General features: G+C 61.7%; 21 protein-coding genes. 10 read left to right on the top strand and 11 right to left on the bottom strand.

All coding sequences use genetic code 11. The annotated features are described in order from the left end of the window. Positions 1 to 11 precede the first annotated feature (11 nt). Together MWU54_RS13425 and MWU54_RS13420 are read right to left on the bottom strand one after the other, a co-directional pair. On the bottom strand, positions 12 to 1055 hold the full coding sequence (locus MWU54_RS13425) for an aminotransferase class V-fold PLP-dependent enzyme (RefSeq protein WP_247084676.1): 1044 nt from the start codon (positions 1053 to 1055) through the stop codon (positions 12 to 14). Between the two features lie 159 nt (positions 1056 to 1214). Beyond that, on the bottom strand, positions 1215 to 1673 hold the full coding sequence (locus tag MWU54_RS13420) for an Rrf2 family transcriptional regulator (protein ID WP_247084675.1): 459 nt from the start codon (positions 1671 to 1673) through the stop codon (positions 1215 to 1217). 176 nt (positions 1674 to 1849) lie between these two features. On the opposite strand from MWU54_RS13420, the gene MWU54_RS13415 reads away from it, so the two are divergent. Both MWU54_RS13415 and MWU54_RS13410 read left to right on the top strand, forming a co-directional pair. Then, positions 1850 to 2503 carry an alpha/beta hydrolase gene (locus tag MWU54_RS13415; protein ID WP_247084673.1) on the top strand — a complete coding sequence of 218 codons (654 nt, stop codon included), beginning with the start codon at positions 1850 to 1852 and terminating at the stop codon, positions 2501 to 2503. Positions 2504 to 2514: 11 nt separating this feature from the next. Continuing rightward, entirely contained in the window at positions 2515 to 2742 is a 228-nt protein-coding gene (locus MWU54_RS13410) for a hypothetical protein (protein WP_247084671.1), read from the top strand. Between the two features lie 3 nt (positions 2743 to 2745). Here MWU54_RS13410 and MWU54_RS13405 read toward each other — a convergent pair whose 3' ends face one another. Next, positions 2746 to 3174: a DUF1801 domain-containing protein gene (locus MWU54_RS13405; RefSeq protein WP_247084669.1), complete on the bottom strand. Its 429-nt coding sequence runs from the start codon at positions 3172 to 3174 to the stop codon at positions 2746 to 2748. Between the two features lie 154 nt (positions 3175 to 3328). Here MWU54_RS13405 and MWU54_RS13400 point away from each other — a divergent pair, with 154 nt between their 5' ends. Continuing rightward, complete coding sequence (locus MWU54_RS13400) at positions 3329 to 4072, top strand: SDR family oxidoreductase (protein WP_247084667.1); 744 nt, start codon at positions 3329 to 3331, stop codon at positions 4070 to 4072. Between the two features lie 101 nt (positions 4073 to 4173). On the opposite strand, the gene lpdA is transcribed toward MWU54_RS13400, so the two are convergent. The 3 genes from lpdA to MWU54_RS13385 form a co-directional block, all read right to left on the bottom strand. Then, the gene (lpdA, locus tag MWU54_RS13395; RefSeq protein WP_247084665.1) at positions 4174 to 5565 is read right to left on the bottom strand and encodes a dihydrolipoyl dehydrogenase; all 1392 of its coding nucleotides are present in this window, start codon (positions 5563 to 5565) and stop codon (positions 4174 to 4176) included. A gap of 166 nt (positions 5566 to 5731) precedes the next feature. Next, positions 5732 to 6190 carry a DNA polymerase III subunit chi gene (locus MWU54_RS13390; RefSeq protein WP_247084663.1) on the bottom strand — a complete coding sequence of 153 codons (459 nt, stop codon included), beginning with the start codon at positions 6188 to 6190 and terminating at the stop codon, positions 5732 to 5734. A gap of 4 nt (positions 6191 to 6194) precedes the next feature. Further along, a complete protein-coding gene (locus MWU54_RS13385) occupies positions 6195 to 7670 on the bottom strand; it encodes a leucyl aminopeptidase (RefSeq protein WP_247084661.1) in 1476 nt (491 codons plus the stop codon). 153 nt (positions 7671 to 7823) lie between these two features. On the opposite strand from MWU54_RS13385, the gene lptF reads away from it, so the two are divergent. The 6 genes from lptF to rsmA are packed head-to-tail and all read left to right on the top strand — an operon-like array spanning position 7824 to position 15286. Next, on the top strand, positions 7824 to 8933 hold the full coding sequence (gene lptF, locus MWU54_RS13380) for an LPS export ABC transporter permease LptF (RefSeq protein WP_247084659.1): 1110 nt from the start codon (positions 7824 to 7826) through the stop codon (positions 8931 to 8933). Then, complete coding sequence (gene lptG, locus MWU54_RS13375) at positions 8930 to 10024, top strand: LPS export ABC transporter permease LptG (RefSeq protein ID WP_247084657.1); 1095 nt, start codon at positions 8930 to 8932, stop codon at positions 10022 to 10024. The genes lptF and lptG overlap by 4 nt, the downstream gene beginning before the upstream one ends. Further along, the gene (lptD, locus tag MWU54_RS13370) at positions 10024 to 12174 is read left to right on the top strand and encodes an LPS assembly protein LptD (RefSeq protein ID WP_247084655.1); all 2151 of its coding nucleotides are present in this window, start codon (positions 10024 to 10026) and stop codon (positions 12172 to 12174) included. Before lptG ends, lptD begins: the two co-directional genes overlap by 1 nt. Continuing rightward, entirely contained in the window at positions 12174 to 13394 is a 1221-nt protein-coding gene (locus MWU54_RS13365; RefSeq protein WP_247084653.1) for a peptidylprolyl isomerase, read from the top strand. The genes lptD and MWU54_RS13365 overlap by 1 nt, the downstream gene beginning before the upstream one ends. Further along, positions 13391 to 14386 (top strand): 4-hydroxythreonine-4-phosphate dehydrogenase PdxA, encoded by a 996-nt coding sequence (pdxA, locus tag MWU54_RS13360; RefSeq protein WP_247084651.1) that lies wholly within the window; start codon positions 13391 to 13393, stop codon positions 14384 to 14386. Before MWU54_RS13365 ends, pdxA begins: the two co-directional genes overlap by 4 nt. A gap of 54 nt (positions 14387 to 14440) precedes the next feature. After that, on the top strand, positions 14441 to 15286 hold the full coding sequence (gene rsmA, locus MWU54_RS13355) for a 16S rRNA (adenine(1518)-N(6)/adenine(1519)-N(6))-dimethyltransferase RsmA (RefSeq protein WP_247084650.1): 846 nt from the start codon (positions 14441 to 14443) through the stop codon (positions 15284 to 15286). 7 nt (positions 15287 to 15293) lie between these two features. On the opposite strand, the gene MWU54_RS13350 is transcribed toward rsmA, so the two are convergent. From MWU54_RS13350 to MWU54_RS13330, 5 genes are all read right to left on the bottom strand, one after another. Then, positions 15294 to 15881: a DUF4167 domain-containing protein gene (locus MWU54_RS13350; RefSeq protein ID WP_247084648.1), complete on the bottom strand. Its 588-nt coding sequence runs from the start codon at positions 15879 to 15881 to the stop codon at positions 15294 to 15296. A gap of 208 nt (positions 15882 to 16089) precedes the next feature. Then, on the bottom strand, positions 16090 to 16917 hold the full coding sequence (gene prmC / locus MWU54_RS13345) for a peptide chain release factor N(5)-glutamine methyltransferase (protein ID WP_247084646.1): 828 nt from the start codon (positions 16915 to 16917) through the stop codon (positions 16090 to 16092). After that, on the bottom strand, positions 16914 to 17960 hold the full coding sequence (gene prfA / locus MWU54_RS13340) for a peptide chain release factor 1 (RefSeq protein ID WP_247084644.1): 1047 nt from the start codon (positions 17958 to 17960) through the stop codon (positions 16914 to 16916). Before prfA ends, prmC begins: the two co-directional genes overlap by 4 nt. Further along, positions 17957 to 18097: a hypothetical protein gene (locus MWU54_RS13335; RefSeq protein ID WP_247084642.1), complete on the bottom strand. Its 141-nt coding sequence runs from the start codon at positions 18095 to 18097 to the stop codon at positions 17957 to 17959. The genes prfA and MWU54_RS13335 overlap by 4 nt, the downstream gene beginning before the upstream one ends. Next, positions 18094 to 18729, bottom strand: a complete 636-nt coding sequence (locus MWU54_RS13330) for a cation diffusion facilitator family transporter (RefSeq protein WP_247084640.1) — start codon at positions 18727 to 18729, stop codon at positions 18094 to 18096. Before MWU54_RS13330 ends, MWU54_RS13335 begins: the two co-directional genes overlap by 4 nt. Positions 18730 to 18801: 72 nt before the next feature. Between MWU54_RS13330 and MWU54_RS13325 the strand changes: the two genes are divergently transcribed. Continuing rightward, the gene (locus MWU54_RS13325) at positions 18802 to 19218 is read left to right on the top strand and encodes a helix-turn-helix domain-containing protein (RefSeq protein WP_247084638.1); all 417 of its coding nucleotides are present in this window, start codon (positions 18802 to 18804) and stop codon (positions 19216 to 19218) included. The last annotated feature ends 37 nt before the right edge of the window (positions 19219 to 19255 follow it).

Raw genomic sequence — 19255 nt, 5'->3', positions numbered from 1 at the left:
CTCCGATGTTTTCACGCGGCACGCGCGCGGTGTTTGTCGTATTTGGCCAGCCACGTCTCCGCGAACCGGTGTACGTCGTCTTCGGTCGTTTGAGGCCCCAACGACACGCGGATTGCGCTGCCTGCCGTGACCTCGTCAAACCCCATCGCGGTCAGTACCGCGCTGGCCTTTACCTTTCCGCTGGAACAGGCCGATCCTGCGCTGATCGCAAATCCTGCCAGGTCCATCTGCATCACCTGCGTTTCCCCTTTCCAGCCGGGTGTGGCCAGACAAGTGGTGTTCGGCAAGCGCTTTGCGTCTTTCCCGACAAAAATAGTCTCTTTTGCAGAAGCCTCAATAGCTGAATCTAGAATGTTTCTAAGTTTTTCGACCCGATCCCAGATCCCGGCCTCCAGATCCCGCTGTGCCGCAACGGCCGCAGCACCGAATCCGGCGATCCCGACGATGTTCTCCGTCCCCGAACGCCGCCCCATCTCCTGGCCGCCGCCCCGGATCTGCGCCGCCAGATCCGTGCCGCGCGTCATCACAAGCGCTCCGATCCCCTTAGGACCGCCCAGCTTATGCGCCGAAATCAACGCCATCTGGCACCCCAGCCAGTTGAACGCAACCGGCAGCTTGCCAAAGGCCTGCGTGGCATCCACCACCGCCAGCCCCTGCGGCAGGTCCTGAACCACCCCGGTTTCCGAATTGGCCAGCTGCACCGCCGACTGCGCCGGGTCGGTCACCTGAACCTGTCCCAAAGCATCAACCGGCAGCACCGGATCAATCCAGGCCCGCACCGCGTCATGTTCGACCGGGGCCCCGTGCAATCCGCGTCCGGCACAGGCCAAAGCCGCAGCTTCGGTGGCCCCCGACACAAACACGATATCGGCCCCGTCCGCACCGAACGCCGCCGCCACCTGCGCCCGCGCCCGCTCAACCAGCGCCTTGGCCGCCCGCCCTTCGGCATGCACCGAAGACGGATTGCCCACGACATCCATGGCCGCGATCATCGCCGCGCGCGCCTCGGGGCGCAAAGGCGCGGTGGCATTATAATCCAGATACACCCGGCTCACCGAAGCTGTCCCGGATCGATCTCTGTTTCAAAAATACCTCGGGGGAGTCGCGCCCCGCGCGACGGGGGCAGCGCCCCCATCGTTTCCGTCACCGGAAACGCCAAGATGCGTCGACGCATCTTCGCGCCGTCCCGCTTTGCGCTCCGAGACACGGACATCTCACTCATCCACCACGGCAAACAGGCTCGGCACAGCCGGACACGGCGCAAGGCTATTGCCCACAACGTCCGACAACCGCGTCTGATGCAAGAACACGTAGACATGCGCCGACAACCCTTCCCACAACCGGTTGGTCATGGATTGCGCCCGGCTGCCGGACAACCCTCCCGACGCGCCCGCGCCCTTGTGCATCGCATCCACGGTTTCATCCACCGCCGACAAAACATCCACCACGCGGATATCATGCGCAGGCTTAGCCAGACGGTACCCGCCCCCCGGCCCGCGCACCGATGTCACCAGGTCGGCCCGGCGCAGCTTGACGAACAGCTGTTCCAGATAGGGCAGCGAAACATCCTGCCGCTGGGCAATATCCCCCAGCGTCACCAATGTGCCCTCTGGCTGCAATGCAATATCGGCCAGCGCAACCATGGCATACCGACCTTTTGTGCTAAGCTTCATGGCCGCCTCCCACAACACCCACGCGACGCAATTGACCTTGCAAGGGCAATTGCCTATGTGCGGATAACCCAGATCCGGTCCAAGCCGGATTTAGAACCGTTCTAAGAAGCCTGAGCGAAGCTGTCAAGATTTTGCGACCGCTGCGCCCATTGCCCAGTCAGGAGCCACCACCGCCTATGCCAGAGGTGATTTTCCCCGGACCCGAAGGCCGCCTTGAAGGCCGCTACCATCCGCAAAAAGAAAGCGACGCACCGATCGCCATCATCCTGCACCCGCACCCGCAGTTCGGTGGCACGATGAACAACAAGGTGGTCTACAACCTGCATTACGCGTTTTACAACATGGGCTTCACCGTGTTGCGCTTCAACTTCCGGGGTGTCGGCCGCAGCCAGGGTGAATATGATCAAGGCGTGGGTGAACTCAGCGATGCCGCCTCGGCGCTCGATTACCTGCAATCGATGAACAACAATTCCAAGCATTGCTGGGTTGCCGGGTTCAGCTTTGGCGCGTGGATCGGCATGCAGCTTCTGATGCGCCGCCCCGAGATCACCGGATTCATCTCGGTCAGCCCGCCTGCCAACATGTACGACTTTTCCTTCCTCGCCCCCTGCCCGTCATCCGGCCTGATCATCAACGGCACCGGCGACCGCGTCGCGCCGCCGGCAGATACCACGTCTCTGGTCGGCAAACTGGCAGAGCAAAAAGGCATCACGGTCACGCACACGGAAATCGAAGGGGCCGACCACTTCTTCAAAGAACCCCACATGGACACGATGATCGACAACGTGACCACCTATGTGAAGCGCCGCCTGACCGAAAACACACGCTAGGAGCCCTTTTAATGTCGATGGTCGATGAGCTCGCTGAAAAGCTTGCGGATGACACGCTCAAAGCCATGAAGCATCTCAACGATGATCGCTTCTTCATGGAGGTGGCGTCCGAACTGGCCGCCGCCTCAACCACGCTGGAAGAGGCCTACCTCACAGCGATTCGCGTCCGTTTGGCCGAACGCAAAGCCCGCGCCTTCATCAAGGGGCGGATCGATGGCACCATCAAGCCTCCGGGCTGACCCTCAGGTGGGATGAACGCGCCAGGTTTTGCCCAGATCATCCAGCCCCGCGCGGATCAAACGCCGCAAGACTGTCAGATCAATTTTCGACAACCGCCCAAGATACAAACAGGATTTTCCCAGTTTGTGCGGCCCCAGTGCGGCCAGAATTTCCGAATAATCCGTATACCCGGGCAGAATGTAGACCGACATATTGGCCTTGCGTGGCGAAAACCCGGTGGCCAGAAAATCGCCTTCCCGCCCGCTGGCATAGGTGTAGTGATACCACCCGAACCCGATGATCGACGGCCCCCACATCCTGGGTGCAAACCCTGTCTCGTCGCGAAACAGCTCCAACAGGACGCGGGCATCCTCCCGGCGCCCGGGATGCGCGACGCTGTCAACGAACGCGTCAACCGACGCATCGGTCATCACCATGACATTCGACGACATGGCACCCCTCCCGCAACTGCCCGCAAGATCAGCATACCGCATAACAGGCCCGGAGACCTGAGAATTTTGGAACGCCTCCACCCCAAGGGGCGCGGCGTCTCTTGGCAAACATTTCAAACTCGCACATGACGGGCGCTTCACCTAGGGTAGCGCCATGACAGACACCGACCTTCCCCGCACACTCCTGTTGACCGGCGCCAGCCGGGGCATCGGCCATGCCACCGTCAAAAAATTTGCCGCAGAAGGCTGGCGCGTGATCAGTTGCTCGCGGCAGGCCTTTTCGCCCAATTGCCCCTGGCCCGGAGGCGAGCGCAATCACATTCAGGTCGATCTCAGCGATCCGCAACAAACGATGGATGCGGTCCGCGTGGTGAAAGAACGGCTCGACGGCGGCCGACTGGATGCATTGGTCAACAATGCGGGCGTCTCGCCGAAAGGGCCCGACGGCGAACGGCTCTGCACGCTGGACACCGATCTGCGTGACTGGGGCAAGGTGTTCCACGTCAATTTTTTCGCATCAGTCGTTCTGGGACGCGGGCTAAAAGAAGAATTGGCCAAGGCGCAGGGTGCGATTGTAAATGTCACCTCGATTGCCGGGTCGCGCGTGCATCCCTTTGCAGGTGCCGCTTATGCAACATCCAAGGCAGCGCTCGCGGCGCTGACCCGGGAAATGGCCCATGACTTTGGCCCACTGGGCGTGCGGGTGAATGCGATCGCGCCGGGTGAGGTGGACACCAGCATTCTCAGCGAAGGCACCGACAAAATCGTCGAAAAGCTGCCGCTCCGCCGGTTGGGTCAACCGGCGGAAGTGGCCGACGTGATCTTCTTTCTGTGTTCTGGTCAAAGCGGTTATGTCACTGGAACCGAAATTGAGGTGAATGGCGGACAACACGTCTGACACGCACCAGAAAATAGTGGAGCGGCCCCAGAATCTTCGTACGAAGATTCTGCAACGCGCCCAGTAAATTCTGGGTAAACGTCCGCTTTCGGAACCTCACGTCAGAAATGAATCGCCCGCCCCCAGGCATCCAAAACGCTTTCATGCATCATCTCTGACAGCGTCGGATGCGGGAACACGGTCTGCATCAGATCTTCTTCGGTCGTTTCCAGCTGCCGCCCGACCACGTACCCTTGGATCAATTCCGTCACTTCCGCACCCACCATATGCGCGCCCAAGAGCGCACCGGTTTTTGCATCGAACACGGTTTTGATAAGGCCTTCGGGTTCACCAAGCGCAATGGCCTTGCCGTTACCGATAAACGGGAACCGCCCGACCTTGATGTCAAATCCCTGCTCTTTCGCCTGCGCCTCTGTCAGGCCGACGCTGGCAACCTGTGGCTGACAATAGGTGCAGCCCGCAATGCTGTCCGGCGAAACAGCATGTGGATGGCCACCCGCGATCAGTTCCGCGACCATCACGCCTTCATGGCTTGCCTTATGCGCCAGCCATGGTGCACCGGCGATGTCACCGATGGCGTACAGCCCCTCAACTCCGGTGCGGCAGTGCGTGTCCGTCACCACATGGCTGCGATCCACCTTGACGCCCAACGCCTCCAGCCCCAGCCCTTCGACATTCCCGACAATCCCGACAGCCGAAATCACTGTATCGAACTGTTCCTTGGTCACGGACCCGTCCTGCTCGATATGCGCCGTCACCGTACCCTTGCCACGGTCCAACTGTTTGACCATCGCCTTTTCGCGGATCGTCATGCCCTGCTTTTCGAACTGTTTCTTTGCGAACGCGCTGATCTCGGCATCCTCGACCGGAAGGATCCGGTCCATCACCTCTACCACCGTCGTGTCCGCGCCCAGAGCGTTGTAAAAACTGGCGAATTCAATTCCGATGGCCCCGGAGCCGATCACCAGAAGCTTTTCCGGCATGCGCTTCGGCACCAGCGCGTGTTTGTAGGTCCAGACCAGCTCGCCATCCGCCTCCAACCCCGGCAATTCACGTGCGCGGGCCCCTGTGGCCAAGACGATATTGGCGGCCTGCAACTCTTGCGTTTTGCCGTCGGATGTGACGGACACCCGCCCCTTGGCGGGGACCGAGGCCTCGCCCATTATCACCGTCACCTTGTTTTTCTTGAGAAGATGCCCAACACCCGACGCCAGTTGCTTTGCGATCCCTCGGGAGCGTTTGACCACCGCGTCAAGATCATAACCGATGCCCTCGGCTTTCAGACCGAACTCCTTGGCACGGTGCATCAGGTGAAACACCTCGGATGTCCGCAACATCGCCTTGGTCGGGATGCACCCCCAGTTGAGGCAGATACCGCCCAGATGTTCGCGCTCGATAACCGCGACTTTCAGACCAAGCTGCGCGCCGCGAATGGCGGCCACGTATCCACCGGGGCCCGCCCCGATGACAATCATGTCAAAGCGTTCGCTCATGGCCTGCTCTCCTCCCAAAAAGCGTATGGTTCTGCAAAGCGTAGGCGAAAGCCCAAGGGCCGACAATGGGGAGCGACAGGATAGGTCCAGATCGGACCCAATGTTTCGCACGCGAAACAATGGGTCAGGCACCGTGACCCTTTAACCATCTGGTAAGGAATACAAATCAGGCCTCGGCCTTTTTCTCCCACCGCCCTGACGCTTCGGACCAGTATTGCGCCGCACAACCCGCATGGGTGATGGTCCGCCACTGGTCCCGCGCGCGTTCAACCGCCGAAGGGTCGTTGCCATCAAACAGCACACAGACCCGTTCCAGTGCCGTGACTTCATCGGGATCAACCTCGGCCCCGTCAATCGCCATCAGGCACTGTGGCGTGTTCGCGGCCTGCCGGTCCGTGGTCAAGAGGATCGGCTGCGCGGCATCATGTGGCCCGCCGGCAAGCCCGTGTGGCAGGAACCCCTCTTCCGGGCCCAGCCAGAGCTTCTGATCCAGCCATGCCATCCGGTCGGCTTCCGTCCCGCGCACCGCCACACGCCACCCGGCGTCGCGCGCTTTGCCCAGCAGCATGGGCAAGGTCGCCTCCAGCGGTTTCATCGTCAGATGGTAGAAATAGGCGGCCCCCACCGGATCACGCCTTGGTTTCGAACATGTCCGAGATCAGCCGATCCAGTGCGCGCACGCCCCAGCCCGTCGCCCCCTTGGGTGACAGATCCAGATCACGTGCCACATGAGCGACGCCCGCGATGTCCAAGTGAATCCACGGCAAATCGTCTTTGACGAAACGCTTCAAGAACTGCGCTGCCGTAACCGATCCTGCCGCCCGACCGCCGATATTCTTCATGTCCGCAACCGGGGATTTCAGCAAATCATCATAGGCCTGCCCCAATGGCATCCGCCAAGCACCTTCCTGTTCCGTCTCTGCCGCCTTCAGAAACGCGCGCGCCAACGGTTCGTCATTGGCATAGACCGCCGCGTTTTCGTGCCCCAAAGCGATAATGCAGGCCCCGGTCAAGGTTGCCAGATCAATCATCGCGGCCGGTTTTTCCGTTTCCTGCGCGTGCCACATGATATCACACAGCACCAAGCGGCCTTCGGCATCGGTGTTCACCACCTCGATCGTGTCGCCTTTCATGGATGCCACCACGTCGCCCGGGCGCACGGCGCTGCCCGATGGCATGTTTTCCACAAGACCCACCATGCCGACGATATTGGCCTGCGCCTTGCGCTTCGCCACGGCATGCATCACACCCGCCACAACCCCGGCGCCGCCCATATCCATGGTCATGTCTTCCATGCCAGCAGCGGGTTTGAGGGATATCCCCCCGGTGTCAAACACCACCCCTTTGCCGATCAATGCCAGTGGGGCTGCGTCTTTTGCGCCGCCCTTCCAGCGCATGATCGCGACTTTGGACGGGCTGTCAGACCCCTGCCCGACGCACAGCAAGGCCCGCATGCCCAGCTTTTCAAGCGCGTCTTCTTCCAGGATTTCGACCTCGACCCCCAGATCGCGCAGACCTTCCAGACGCGCGGCGAATTCCGTGGTGGTCAACACGTTGGCAGGCTCATTCACCAGATCGCGGGTGAAATGTACGCCTTCGGCGACGGCCAGTCGTGGGAGCGCGGCGGCTTCAACCTCGTCCGGCTTGGCACACATCAGAACCGCTGCGCCAAGGGCGTCGGCTTTCTTGGTCTTGTGATCGTCAAACCCGTAGCCGCGCAGGACAAGCCCCAGCGCCAGTTCCTCGGCCCGCGTCGTGCCTTCCACCAGAACCGTCATCTGCGCCGCACCTGCGGCGACCGCCAGCGCAGCCCCCGCCTTGCGCGCCAGATCGGGGGCCGGACGGCGCGGCAGTTTCAGGATATCAACCGCCTCGACTTCAAGCCCGGCAGGCCAAGCAACCGACATGACCTTGCCTTCGGACAGCTTGTCCCAACCTTCGGATGCCGTGGCCCGCGCCAGCGCGCCTTTGGTCAGGCGGTTCAACCGGCGTGCCCCGGCGCTCAGTTTGAGGTCAGGTGTCACGCAGACCGCGATCCGCCCCTGGGTTGTGGGCAATGCATCAAGATCGACCGGTGCAAAGGTCAGTGCGCGAAGATCCGCCATATTCGACTCCGTAAATTGGTTTGCCCATAGGGGTAGCGCTCGTGCGCGCGGTTGACCAGAGCGGGGTTTTCCCCCAAACCCTAGGGTGTAGGGTCATGTAGGCCTACTCTATGTCGTGTGAAGGGGTCCGCTTTGCCAAGATTCGACAGATACATGCTGTCGCAACTCATGGTGCTCTTTGGGTTCTTCGCTCTGGTGCTTGTTTCGGTGTACTGGGTGAACCGCGCCGTGGTGCTGTTTGATCGCCTGATTGCGGACGGTCATTCGGCAGGTGTGTTCCTTGAATTCTCGGCGCTGAGCCTGCCCAGCGTGATCGCGCTGGTCATGCCGATGGCGTCCTTTGCGGCGGCGGTTTACGTCACCAACCGCCTGATGGGCGATTCCGAACTGACCGTGGTGCAGGCCACCGGCTACAGCCCGTGGCGGCTGGCGCGGCCGGTTCTGGTGTTCGGGGTGATCGTTGCGGTGATGATGTCGATCCTGACGCATTTCCTCGTGCCGGCCTCGATTGCGCAGCTCAAGCAGCGTGAGGTTGATATTTCAGGTTCCGTCAGTGCCCGGTTGCTGCGCGAAGGCACGTTCCTGCATCCCGGCCCCGGGGTGACGTTTTTCATCCGCGACATCACCCCCGAAGGTGAATTGCGCGATGTTTACATGTCGGATCGCCGCCAGACCGACCGCGAAGTGACCTATACCGCAGACCGCGCCTACGTGGTGCAAAGCGATGAAGGGCCGCGACTGGTCATGGTCAGCGGTTTGGCGCAAACGTTGCGCACCGAAACCAATGCCCTGTCGACCACGATTTTTGACAATTTCACCTATGATGTCAGCAATCTGATCGTGCAGAGCCAGAACATGAACCTGCGCCCCCGGCATCTGGCAACATGGGATATGATCACGCGGACAGACGAGATGGCGACCCTGACGCGGGTGCCGATCTCGCGGATTTACGAAGAATTGCACGGCCGGTTTCAGCAAGCCCTGCTGGGGTTGGTGGCGGCGCTGATCGGGTTTTCGACGCTGATGACCGGCAGTTTCAGCCGTTTCGGTGTCGGGCGACAGATCATCGTGGCGATTTTTTTGCTGGTGGTGGTGAAACTTGTGGAAAGTGCGGTCACCGACCCCACCCGCAACAACGCGCTGCTTTGGCCGCTGGTGTACCTGCCGTCGGTGGTTGGTCTGGCGATTGCCGGAGGCGTGCTGCACCTTGCGTCGCGCCCGTTCCGTCCGTCGCGCACACCCGCGGTGGAGGGCACGACATGACCCTGCATTTCTATTTCGCGCGGCGGTTCTTCTGGACCTTTCTGGCGATCTTTGGCGTGTTTTTCCTGTTTCAGCTTCTGCTTGATCTGGTCGAGCAAATCCGGCGATTGGACAGCTCGGTCAGTTTCGGTGAGGTCATGCGCCTGACGTTGCTGAACACGCCCGAAGGGATGTACCAGATCCTGCCATTGGTCATGATCCTGTCGTCGATTGCGTTGTTTGTCGCGCTGGCGCGGTCATCCGAATTGGTGGTTGCGCGGGCTGCCGGGCGGTCGGGGCTGGCGGCCTTGGTGGGCCCCCTGACGGTGGCTGCGATCATAGGCGGGCTGGCTGTGGCGATGGGCAACCCGATTGTTGCGGCGACGTCCAAAGCATATTCCGACTTGCGCGAAAGCTATCGCAGTGGCGGCACCTCGGCGCTGTCGATCGGCGCGGAAGGTCTGTGGCTGCGCCAGGGCGATCCGCGCGGGCAAACCGTGATCCGGGCGGCACGCGCCAATCCGAACGGTACGGTGCTTTTTGATGTGATGTTCGTGGCCTATGCCGAAGGCGGTGGCCCGATCCGGCGTATTCAGGCGGCAGAGGCTGAACTTGAACCCGGCCAATGGGTGTTGCGCGATGCCAAGGTCTGGCCGCTGGTGGCCGGGGTAAACCCCGAAACGAACGCGGCCACGCATGACACGTTGATCGTGTCGTCCAGCCTGACCGAAGACAACATCAAGGACCGGTTTGGCAGGCCATCGGCCATTTCCGTTTGGGATCTGAGCGATTTCATCACCGATCTGGAAGACGCCGGATTTTCCGCTCGGCGGCATTCGGTGTGGTTGCAGATGGAACTGGCGCGTCCGGTGTTCCTGATCTCGATGGTCCTGATCGGCGCGGCCTTCACCATGCGGCACAGCCGGATGGGCGGGACCGGGGTGGCCGTGCTGTCGGCGGTAATGCTGGGGTTCACGCTGTACTACATTCGCAACTTTGCGCAGATTTTGGGTGAAAACGGCCAGCTTAATCCGCTTGCGGCAGCATGGGTGCCGCCGCTGGCCTCGGTGTTGCTGGCGCTTGGGTTGATCCTGCACCGGGAGGACGGGTGATGTTGCGTGTCCTGATGGCGTCCTTTTTGTCGCTTTGCCTGACTGCGGCCGTGGCTGTTGCACAATCGGACAACGTGGTGTTGCTGGCGGATTCCGTTCTTGTGGAACAAGGCGGGGACAAGCTGGTGGCCACCGGCAATGTCGAAGCCTTGCACAACGGAACCCGGCTGACGGCCAGCAGCATCGTTTATGATCGCGTTGCCAACACGCTTGATATCCAGGGGCCGATCCGGATCACCCAACCCACCGGCGAGATTCTGACCGCCACCGAAGCACAGCTGGATCAGGGGTTTCGCAACGGGCTGCTGGAAAGCGCGCGTTTTGTGCTGGATGAACAGCTTCAGATCGCGTCCGCCCGTGCGGCGCGGATTGATGGGCGCTACACGGCGATGAGCCAGGTCGCGGCAACGTCCTGCCAGGTTTGCGGCAGCGACCGCCCGCCACTTTGGGCAATCCGCGCCAGCCGTGTGGTGCATGATGCCGAAGAGCGGCAGATCTATTTCGACGACGCTCAGCTGCGGGTTCTGGGCGTGCCGGTGTTCTATATCCCCCGCATGCGCCTGCCCGATCCGACGCTGGAGCGCGCGCGGGGGTTCCTGATCCCGGAACTGAAAACCTCAACGCTGCTCGGCTTCGGGATCAAGCTGCCGTACTTCATCCCCATTGGCGACCACGCGGACCTGACGCTGACGCCCTACCTGTCGCCTATCACCCGCACGCTTGAGGGCCGCTATCGGCAGGCCTTCAGGAATGGCGATATCACGGTGAATACGGCGGTCAGTCGGGATACGCTGGAAAGCGGCACGCTGCGCGGCTTGCTGTTCGCGGATGGCGCGTTCCAGTTGAACCGGGGGTTCCGCCTGTCCTTTGACATCGAAGCGGTCACCGATGACGCCTATCTGAACGACTATAACAGCAGGTTCAAAAAAGACCGGCTGGACAGTGCCATCACCCTGTCGCGCACAACCCGCGATACGTTCTTTTCAACGGGGCTGATCCATTACGAAAGCCTGACCGATGGCGAACACAACGCCACGCAGCCCACGATCATCGGCGATCTGCGCTACAACCGCCGGTTCTTTCCCAAGCGTATCGGCGGCGAAGTGCGGCTGGGTGTCGCCGCGCACAGCCATTACCGGTATTCGGATACGGATGTGGATGGCAGCGATGCCGACACCGTGGTCGACGGGCGCGATGTGGGGCGCGTGAATATCGGGCTAAGCTGGCGCGATCGCTGGACCCTGCCCGCAGGGATCCGTGCCGGTGCCGTGACGGAGGTCTGGATTGACCATTTCGCGGTGCGGCAGGATGCCGTGGCCGAGGGCGATTATACACAAGTCACCCCGGCTGCGTCTTTGGAACTGCGTTGGCCGCTGGTCAAGAAAACCCAGAATGGCGGGCGCGTGTTGCTGGAGCCGATTGCGCAGGTCGGGTGGATCGGCGGCGACCGCACCGATGTGCCCAATGACGAAAGCACCCGCGTCGAGTTTGACGAGGGCAATTTGCTGTCGCTGTCGCGCTTTCCTGCAGCAGATCGGCGGGAACGCGGATTGATCGGTGCGGCCGGGCTGCGCTGGATGCGCGAAGATCCCGATGGCTGGCGCGCGGCGCTGACCGTAGGGCGCGTCTGGCGTGACGACGCGGACCCCGATTTCTCGCGCTCGTCCGGGATGGACAGCACCACGTCAGACTGGCTTCTGGCGGGGCAGTTTTCGCACAAGACCGGTATCCAGCTTCTGGCGCGCGGGCTTTTTGATGGGGCGGACACGCGTTTCACCAAGGCCGAGATCCGCGCCAACGTGACCCAACCGAAATATTCGCTTGGGGCGTCCTACATCTTGCTGACTACCGACCCGGCAGAGGACCGCGATGATGCGCAATCCCAATGGCGTCTGAACGGGCGCTACAATATCGACCGCCAGTGGACGGCAACGGGCAGCACCCGCTATGACATTGCCGAAGGTCAGTTCCTGACCGCAGGCATCGGGGCAGAATATCGAAATGAATGCGTCGCAGTGGACTTTTCGGTCTCGCGCAGCTTTGCCTCTTCCACTAATCTTGAACCATCTACCGATTTCGGCCTGACCGTCGCGCTGACAGGGTTCAGCACAGGCGGCAGCGGCAAGGAGTACCGCCGTTCATGCAATTGATGAGCACTTCATTCCGTCACCTGAGCGCGTTGGCGCTTGGCGTTGCGCTGACATTTGGCCCGGTCCCAGGCAAGGCGCAGAACCTGTTTGCACCGGCGATCCAGGTCAATGACAGCGTTGTGACGGCCTACGAGATCGAACAGCGCGAACGGATGATGACCGTTCTGCGCGCACCCGGCAACGTCAAGGAACTGGCGCGCGAGCAACTGGTCGAGGACCGGCTGCGCATTCAGGCCGCCGAACAGGCCGGGATCGTCCCGTCGCCCGAAGAAGTGCTGGACGGCATGACCGAATTTGCCGCGCGCGCCAACCTGAGCCGCGACGAGTTCATTCAGGCGCTGGAAGCCAATGGCGTGGCCGCGCAGACCTTCCGCGACTTCGTGCGCGCCGGTCTGAGCTGGCGTCTGTTGGTACAGGCCCGGTTTGCCGGGCGGGTGAACCTGTCCGAAGCCGAAGTTGACCGCGCGCTGGGCGCATCGGGCGGATCATCCGTCCGCGTGCTGCTGTCCGAAATCATCATGCCAGCCCCGCCGCCACAGGCCGAGGCCGTGCGCGAACGGGCCGAACGGATCAGCCAGATCACATCCGAAGCGGCGTTTTCATCGGAAGCCCGCCGCTATTCCGCAACCGCCACCCGGGGTGCCGGAGGCCGGTTGCCTTGGCAGAACATCGAAGACCTGCCCCCGGTTCTGCGGCCGCTTGTGCTGGCACTGGCCCCGGGCGAAGTGACCGCGCCGCTGCCGATCCCCAACGCCGTCGCGCTGTTCCAGTTGCGCGATATCGAGGAAACCGGTTTCACCGCCCCGACCTATTCGGCCATCGAATATGCCGCCTATTACCTGCCCGGTGGCCGCAGCGATGCCACGCTGGCGCAGGCCCGCGTGCTGGCCAGCAAGGTCGACCGCTGCGATGATCTTTATGGTGTGGCACGGGGCCAGCCGGAAGAGGTGCTGGAACGCCAGACGCTGCCGCCTGCGGAGATTCCCACCGATGTCGCGTTTGAGCTTTCCAAGCTGGACCCCGGCGAAGTGTCGACCGCGCTGACCCGGTCGAACGGGCAGACGCTGATGTTCCTGATGTTGTGTGGACGCACGGCCGAGATCAACGAAGAAGTGGACCGCGACCAGTTTGCGCTTGGTCTGCGGAACCAACGTCTGCAATCGCTTGCCGAAAGCTATCTGGCGCAGCTCAAGGCCGACGCGCGTATCGTCGAGAAATGACGCCACCGGCCATTGCCCTGACGATCGGCGAGCCTGCGGGCATCGGCCCCGAACTGGCCGTGGCGGCGTTTGACGCGCTGCGCGGCACGGTGCCGTTTTTCCTGATCGGGGATCCGCGCCATTTGCCGAAAGGGACGGGTTGGACAGAAGTGGCCGCCCCGGACGAAGTGGACCCAAACGGATCCGCATTGCCCGTGCTGGTGCAACCATTTGACGGCGACCGCGTTCCGGGTCAGCCACAACCGGCGCAGGCCAAGGGCGTGGTGACCGCCATCGAACGGGCCGTGGCACTGGCGGCAAGCGGTAAGGCTGGCGGGGTGTGTACGCTGCCCATTCACAAACAGGCGCTGCAGGAAGGCGCGGGATTTGCCTTTCCGGGGCATACCGAGTTCCTTGCGCATCTTTGCGATCAGACGGATGTGGTGATGATGCTGGCCGGTCCGGCGTTGCGCGTGGTGCCGGTGACCATCCATATCCCCCTGTCAGAGGTCAAAACCGCCCTCACCGCAGACCTGTTGCGCACCCGCATCCGGATCACCCATGACGCGCTGGTGACGCAGTTTGGCATCGGCACGCCGCGCCTTGCGGTGGCCGGACTCAACCCGCATGCGGGCGAAGGCGGGCGCATGGGGCGCGAGGAACTGGATGTGATCGCCCCGGTGCTGGACGAACTGCGCACCGAAGGGATGGTGATCGCAGGCCCCTTATCGGCAGACACCATGTTTCATCCGGCGGCCCGCGCGCAGTATGACGCGGCGATCTGCATGTACCACGATCAGGCCCTCATCCCGATCAAAACGCTTGATTTCGACCGCGGCGTGAACGTCACGCTGGGGTTGCCCATCGTTCGGACATCGCCCGATCACGGCACCGCGTTTGATATCGCCGGAACCGGTCAGGCCAACCCGACCTCGACGATTGAAGCCTTGCGCATGGCGTGGTCATTGGCCTGTGCGCAACACATGCGGCTCACTGGTGGAGCGGACAGTTGATGCATATTTTGAAAAAGAAGATGCGACAGGGCGGTCTTCTTGGGAGGTGGTGTTTTGGCGGCAATTGATACCCTCCCCCCGCTGCGCGACGTTATTGCCACGCATGATCTGAGCGCGCGAAAAGCGCTGGGGCAGAATTTTCTGCTCGATCTCAATCTGACCGCGAAAATCGCGCGTCAGGCGGGCGATCTGACCGGCATGGATGTTCTGGAAATCGGCCCCGGCCCCGGCGGTTTGACACGCGGCTTGCTGGCCGAAGGGGCCCGCAAGGTGCTGGCCGTGGAAAAAGATGCCCGCTGTCTGTCCGCCCTGGCCGAGATTGCCGCCGCCTATCCCGGTCGGCTTGAGGTGATCGAGGGCGATGCGCTGGCCATCAATCCGCTCGACTCTTTAACCCCGCCCATCGCGATCTGCGCCAACCTGCCTTACAATGTCGGTACCGAGTTGCTGGTGCGTTGGCTGACCCCGCCGACATGGCCGCCGGTGTGGGACACGTTGACCCTGATGTTCCAGAAAGAGGTTGCCGAACGCATCGTGGCGCAGCCCGGTGCAAAGGCCTACGGGCGGCTTGCGGTGCTGGCCCAGTGGCGCTGCACCGCCCAGATCGTGCTGCATCTGCCCCCCGAGGCGTTTACGCCGCCGCCCAAGGTCAGCTCTGCCGTTGTGCATCTGCGCGCCCTGCCAACACCGAAATACGACGCGGATCCGAAAGTGCTGGAACGGGTTGTGGCGGCAGGGTTCAACCAACGCCGCAAGATGCTGCGGGCGTCGTTGAAATCCGTGGCACCAAATATCGAGGATCATCTGACCGCCGTTGGCATCGCCCCGACAGAGCGGGCCGAACGGGTGTCGGTGGAAGCGTTTTGCGCGCTGGCGCGATCGGTGGCCAGCGCCACCTGATCCGATCTTATTCCGCCGCGTCAGGCGTCGGGGCTTCGGCCGCGTCTGCCTTGGGTTCCGGCTTCTTGCGGGGTTTGCGCGGGGCGCGGGGTTTCTTGGGTTTGTCCTGCGGGGCCTCTTCAGCCTTGGCTTCGGGGGTTTCCACCAAACCGCTGTCACTGTCAGCGCTGACATCCATCACGTCGGGCTGCGGTGCGTCCGCAGGATCGGGCTGCTTGCCGCGCGGCTCATCGTCCGGCTGTGACTGCTGGTCCTGTTCGGCCCGTGCCGCGCGTTCTGCATCCCGCTGCGCCTGCCGTTCGCGGTTTTCGCGTTCCTGCTGTTCGCGGCGCGCGTCCTGTTCGCGCTGCGCTTCGGACAACATGCGCATGTAATGTTCGGCATGTTGCTGGAAGTTTTCGGCGTTCACACGGTCATTGCTGAGCTGTGCGTCGCGCGCAAGCTGGTTGTACTTGTCAATGATCTGCTGAGGGGTGCCACGCACCTTGCCTTCGGGGCCGGAGCTGTCAAAGACACGATTGACGACATTGCCGACATTGTTGTTCGAGCGGTTGCGGTTGTTCTTGTTCCGCGAGCGTTTATTGGAAGAGCGCATCTGTAACTTTTCAGCCTTCTTTCAGCTGTTTTTGCATTGCTGTGTGCGCTTTGTGCGCGGGTCTTGAGCAAGTGCGTCCATGTAAGGGCTTACTGTCGCGCGAGAGGGGAAATCAACCTGCCTCAACTGCAGCGATATCCTTGAGTAACCATGCTCCGATAGGCTTACAAGAGTAATTTGCGGAAAATGTGCCGAAAACTGTGGAAAATTAGGTGTTTTGCGGCAGGAATACGCCGGAAACGACCCGGTCGCGGCCATCGAGGTCCGTGTGGGTTGCCACCTGTGTGAACCCTCGTGCTTCAAAGAGCGCTTGGACATCAGCGGCTTGCGTCGGGCCGATTTCCACGATCAGGCGTCCATCGGGATGGAGATGCGCCCCCGCGTCTTTGGTGATGGCCCGGTAGGCCTCAAGACCGTCCGCCTCATCCGTCAACGCCAGGCGCGGTTCAAACCCAAGCTCCGGCGCAAGATCCGGCATTTCGGATTTCGCAATATAAGGCGGGTTCGACACGATCATGTCAAATCGCCCATTGATTTCGCCAAACCAGTCAGACACCTGCCATGTCACGCGGTCGGCCACACCGACGGTATCCGCATTGCCGCGCGCCACGTCCAGCGCCGCCGCCGACACATCGGCGCCAAGTCCCCGCGCCTCGGGCCGTTCGTGCAGCAGCGACAGGACAATGCACCCCGACCCGGTTCCCAGATCGAGAACCGTTGAGAATGGCGCTTGCCGTGCGACATCCACAAGCGTTTCCGTCTCGGGGCGCGGGTCGAGCACCTCTGGCGTCACGGTGAAGTCATGCATCCAGAAGGCGCGTTTGCCAACGATCTGGCTGACCGGTTCACGGCGCGCACGGCGCTGCACATAACGGTCAAGCTCGGCCATCTGCGCGTCGCTCAATGGTGTCCAGGGTGAGGCATTCCCCTGCACCTTGCTGATCAGCGCGCTCGCATCGCGCGCCGCACTCGGAGAGCCGGCACTCTCAAGCCGTTGACGCGCTTTGTGCAGGGCGTCTTTCGGATCGTGGGTCACGTCATCTCGGCCAGCATGGTGGCCTGCGCGTCAGCGGTGAGCGCGTCGATGATTTCATCCAGATCGCCGCCCATCACCGCGTCAAGCTTGTAAAGCGTCAGGCCAATCCGGTGGTCTGTCATCCGGCCCTGTGGGAAATTATACGTCCGGATACGCTCAGAGCGATCCCCCGACCCCACCTGGCTTTTGCGATCGGCCGAGCGTTCATCGTCGACCTTCTGCCGTTCCAGATCGAACAGCCGCGCGCGCAGCACCTGCATTGCGATCTCGCGGTTGCGGTGTTGGGATTTTTCCGAACTGGTGACCATCAGTCCTGTGGGCAGGTGGGTGATCCGTACCGCCGAATCCGTCGTGTTGACGTGCTGACCCCCTGCCCCAGAGCTGCGCATCGTGTCGATCCGCAGGTCATTGGCGTTGATCTGGATGTCCACGTCCTCGGCCTCGGGCAACACGGCGACGGTGGCGGCAGAGGTATGGATGCGGCCACCCGATTCCGTCTCTGGCACGCGTTGGACGCGGTGCACGCCCGATTCAAACTTCAGGCGCGCAAAGACGTTGTCGCCCTTGATATGGGCCACGACTTCCTTGATGCCGCCAATCTCGGTTGCGGTTTCCTCGATGATCTCGAACCGCCATCCCCGCGCTTCGGAGTAGCGCTGGTACATGCGCAGCAAGTCGGCCGCGAACAATGCGGCTTCGTCGCCCCCCGTGCCGGGCCGGATTTCCAGCATCGCCGGACGCGCATCCGCCTTGTCGCGGGGCAGAAGGGCCAGCTGCAACGCGTGTTCGACCTCGGGCAAACGCGCTTTCAATGCGGGCAATTCCTCTTGCGCCAGTTCGCGCATCTCGGGATCGTCGAGCATCGCTTCGGCGTCCCTGATATCGGAGCTGACCTGCTTCCATTCGTTGATCTGGTCCACCACCGGGCGCAGATCGGCATATTCCTTGCCCAACGCCGCAATGTCGCCGGACCCTTCGGCCATCTGGGCCTCAAGGTATTCAAACCGCGATGTGATCTGGTGGAGTCTGTCTTCTGGGATCATGAGACGGGTTTGGTGGATGCGCGGTGAGGGGTCAAGAGCGATGTGATCGGATGCCCGGTCGGCATGGGCCAGTGCATCGCGGCAAAGGTGCCTGCCGCGATTACAAGGCCAAGAAAGCCCAGGACCACTTGCATCATACTTTTGCAGGCCCGTGTTCGGTCATGTCCCGCCGCTCTTCCAGGGCTTGGCGGACGATCTGAAAGGCCGATGACAGGAACAATCCCGCCATAATTGTCGCCACGATCAGGTCGGGCCAGCCCGTTGCCGTGCCCCATACACCAAGGGCGGCAAACATCACCGCCACATTGCCAATGGCGTCATTGCGCGAACACAACCAGACCGACCGGACATTAGCATCGCCATCCTTGTAGCGGACCAGCAGCAAGACGCTTGCGAGGTTGGTGAGCAAGGCAAGAAAGCCGACAAGCCCCATGATCTCGGCTGTGGGGACACCAACATAGAAAACGCGGTAGACCGTCGATCCGAACACCCACAGGCCCATCAGGAACAGGCTGATGCCTTTGAACAAGGCGGCGTTGGTCCGGGCCCGGAGCGAGGCCCCAATGACCGCAAGCGATATGCCATAGGTCAGTGCATCCCCCGCAAAATCAAGCGCGTCGGCCTGCAAGGCCTGGGACTTGGCCAAATGGCCGGCCGTCATCTCAACAAAGAACATCGTCGCGTTGAGCGCGATTACGATCCAGAGCCGTCTTTTGTAATCGTCTGATACGCCATCAAACTTGGCGTCATGCCCGCAGCAACCTGCCATTTGAATCCTCTTTCATCTATTGTTGCTCAGAGTGTAATGTCTCTAGCGACTAGAGGTTCAAGAGGTTTCTTCATGTTTTCCATCGGCGAGTTGTCGAAGCGCACAAAGGTCAAGGTGCCGACCATCCGGTATTACGAACAGATGGGTTTGTTGGCCGAGGCAGAGCGCACGTCCGGCAACCAACGCAGGTATGACAAAGCCGGACTGGAGCGGCTTAGCTTCATCCGACACGCGCGCGATCTTGGGTTTTCGATTGATGCGATTTCGTCGCTCATCGAATTGCAAGAGCATCCCGACCGCTCCTGCGAGGCTGCGACAAACATCGCCAGGTCCCAACTTGAAGACGTGCGCGCCAAAATCAAACGCCTCAAAACGCTTGAACAGGAACTCAGCCGAATATCGAAAGGCTGCGACGGAGACGGCGTATCGGGCGATTGCTACGTGTTGGCATCCTTGGCCGACCACGCTTTGTGTGATCGGGAACACTAGCCCGCGCAGCCCGGAGGTTTTCAGGCCGAATTTGAAC

Origin of the sequence: Marivita sp. S6314 (assembly GCF_023015985.1) — a bacterium.
Classification (GTDB): Bacteria; Pseudomonadota; Alphaproteobacteria; order Rhodobacterales; family Rhodobacteraceae; genus Marivita.
The sequence above is the reverse complement of the archived record's forward strand: the minus strand, read 5'-3'. Positions and strand labels throughout refer to the sequence as shown.

What these genes read in the sequence shown, in the direction of transcription:
- MWU54_RS13420 (WP_247084675.1), bottom strand. Translation starts at nt 1,673, where the DNA reads ATGAAGCTTAGCACAAAAGGTCGGTATGCCATGGTTGCGCTGGCCGAT.
- MWU54_RS13415 (WP_247084673.1), top strand. Translation starts at nt 1,850, where the DNA reads ATGCCAGAGGTGATTTTCCCCGGACCCGAAGGCCGCCTTGAAGGCCGC.
- MWU54_RS13410 (WP_247084671.1), top strand. Translation starts at nt 2,515, where the DNA reads ATGTCGATGGTCGATGAGCTCGCTGAAAAGCTTGCGGATGACACGCTC.
- MWU54_RS13405 (WP_247084669.1), bottom strand. Translation starts at nt 3,174, where the DNA reads ATGTCGTCGAATGTCATGGTGATGACCGATGCGTCGGTTGACGCGTTC.
- MWU54_RS13400 (WP_247084667.1), top strand. Translation starts at nt 3,329, where the DNA reads ATGACAGACACCGACCTTCCCCGCACACTCCTGTTGACCGGCGCCAGC.
- lpdA (WP_247084665.1), bottom strand. Translation starts at nt 5,565, where the DNA reads ATGAGCGAACGCTTTGACATGATTGTCATCGGGGCGGGCCCCGGTGGA.
- MWU54_RS13385 (WP_247084661.1), bottom strand. Translation starts at nt 7,670, where the DNA reads ATGGCGGATCTTCGCGCACTGACCTTTGCACCGGTCGATCTTGATGCA.
- lptF (WP_247084659.1), top strand. Translation starts at nt 7,824, where the DNA reads ATGCTGTCGCAACTCATGGTGCTCTTTGGGTTCTTCGCTCTGGTGCTT.
- lptG (WP_247084657.1), top strand. Translation starts at nt 8,930, where the DNA reads ATGACCCTGCATTTCTATTTCGCGCGGCGGTTCTTCTGGACCTTTCTG.
- lptD (WP_247084655.1), top strand. Translation starts at nt 10,024, where the DNA reads ATGTTGCGTGTCCTGATGGCGTCCTTTTTGTCGCTTTGCCTGACTGCG.
- MWU54_RS13365 (WP_247084653.1), top strand. Translation starts at nt 12,174, where the DNA reads ATGAGCACTTCATTCCGTCACCTGAGCGCGTTGGCGCTTGGCGTTGCG.
- pdxA (WP_247084651.1), top strand. Translation starts at nt 13,391, where the DNA reads ATGACGCCACCGGCCATTGCCCTGACGATCGGCGAGCCTGCGGGCATC.
- MWU54_RS13350 (WP_247084648.1), bottom strand. Translation starts at nt 15,881, where the DNA reads ATGCGCTCTTCCAATAAACGCTCGCGGAACAAGAACAACCGCAACCGC.
- prfA (WP_247084644.1), bottom strand. Translation starts at nt 17,960, where the DNA reads ATGATCCCAGAAGACAGACTCCACCAGATCACATCGCGGTTTGAATAC.
- MWU54_RS13335 (WP_247084642.1), bottom strand. Translation starts at nt 18,097, where the DNA reads ATGATGCAAGTGGTCCTGGGCTTTCTTGGCCTTGTAATCGCGGCAGGC.
- MWU54_RS13330 (WP_247084640.1), bottom strand. Translation starts at nt 18,729, where the DNA reads ATGGCAGGTTGCTGCGGGCATGACGCCAAGTTTGATGGCGTATCAGAC.
- MWU54_RS13325 (WP_247084638.1), top strand. Translation starts at nt 18,802, where the DNA reads ATGTTTTCCATCGGCGAGTTGTCGAAGCGCACAAAGGTCAAGGTGCCG.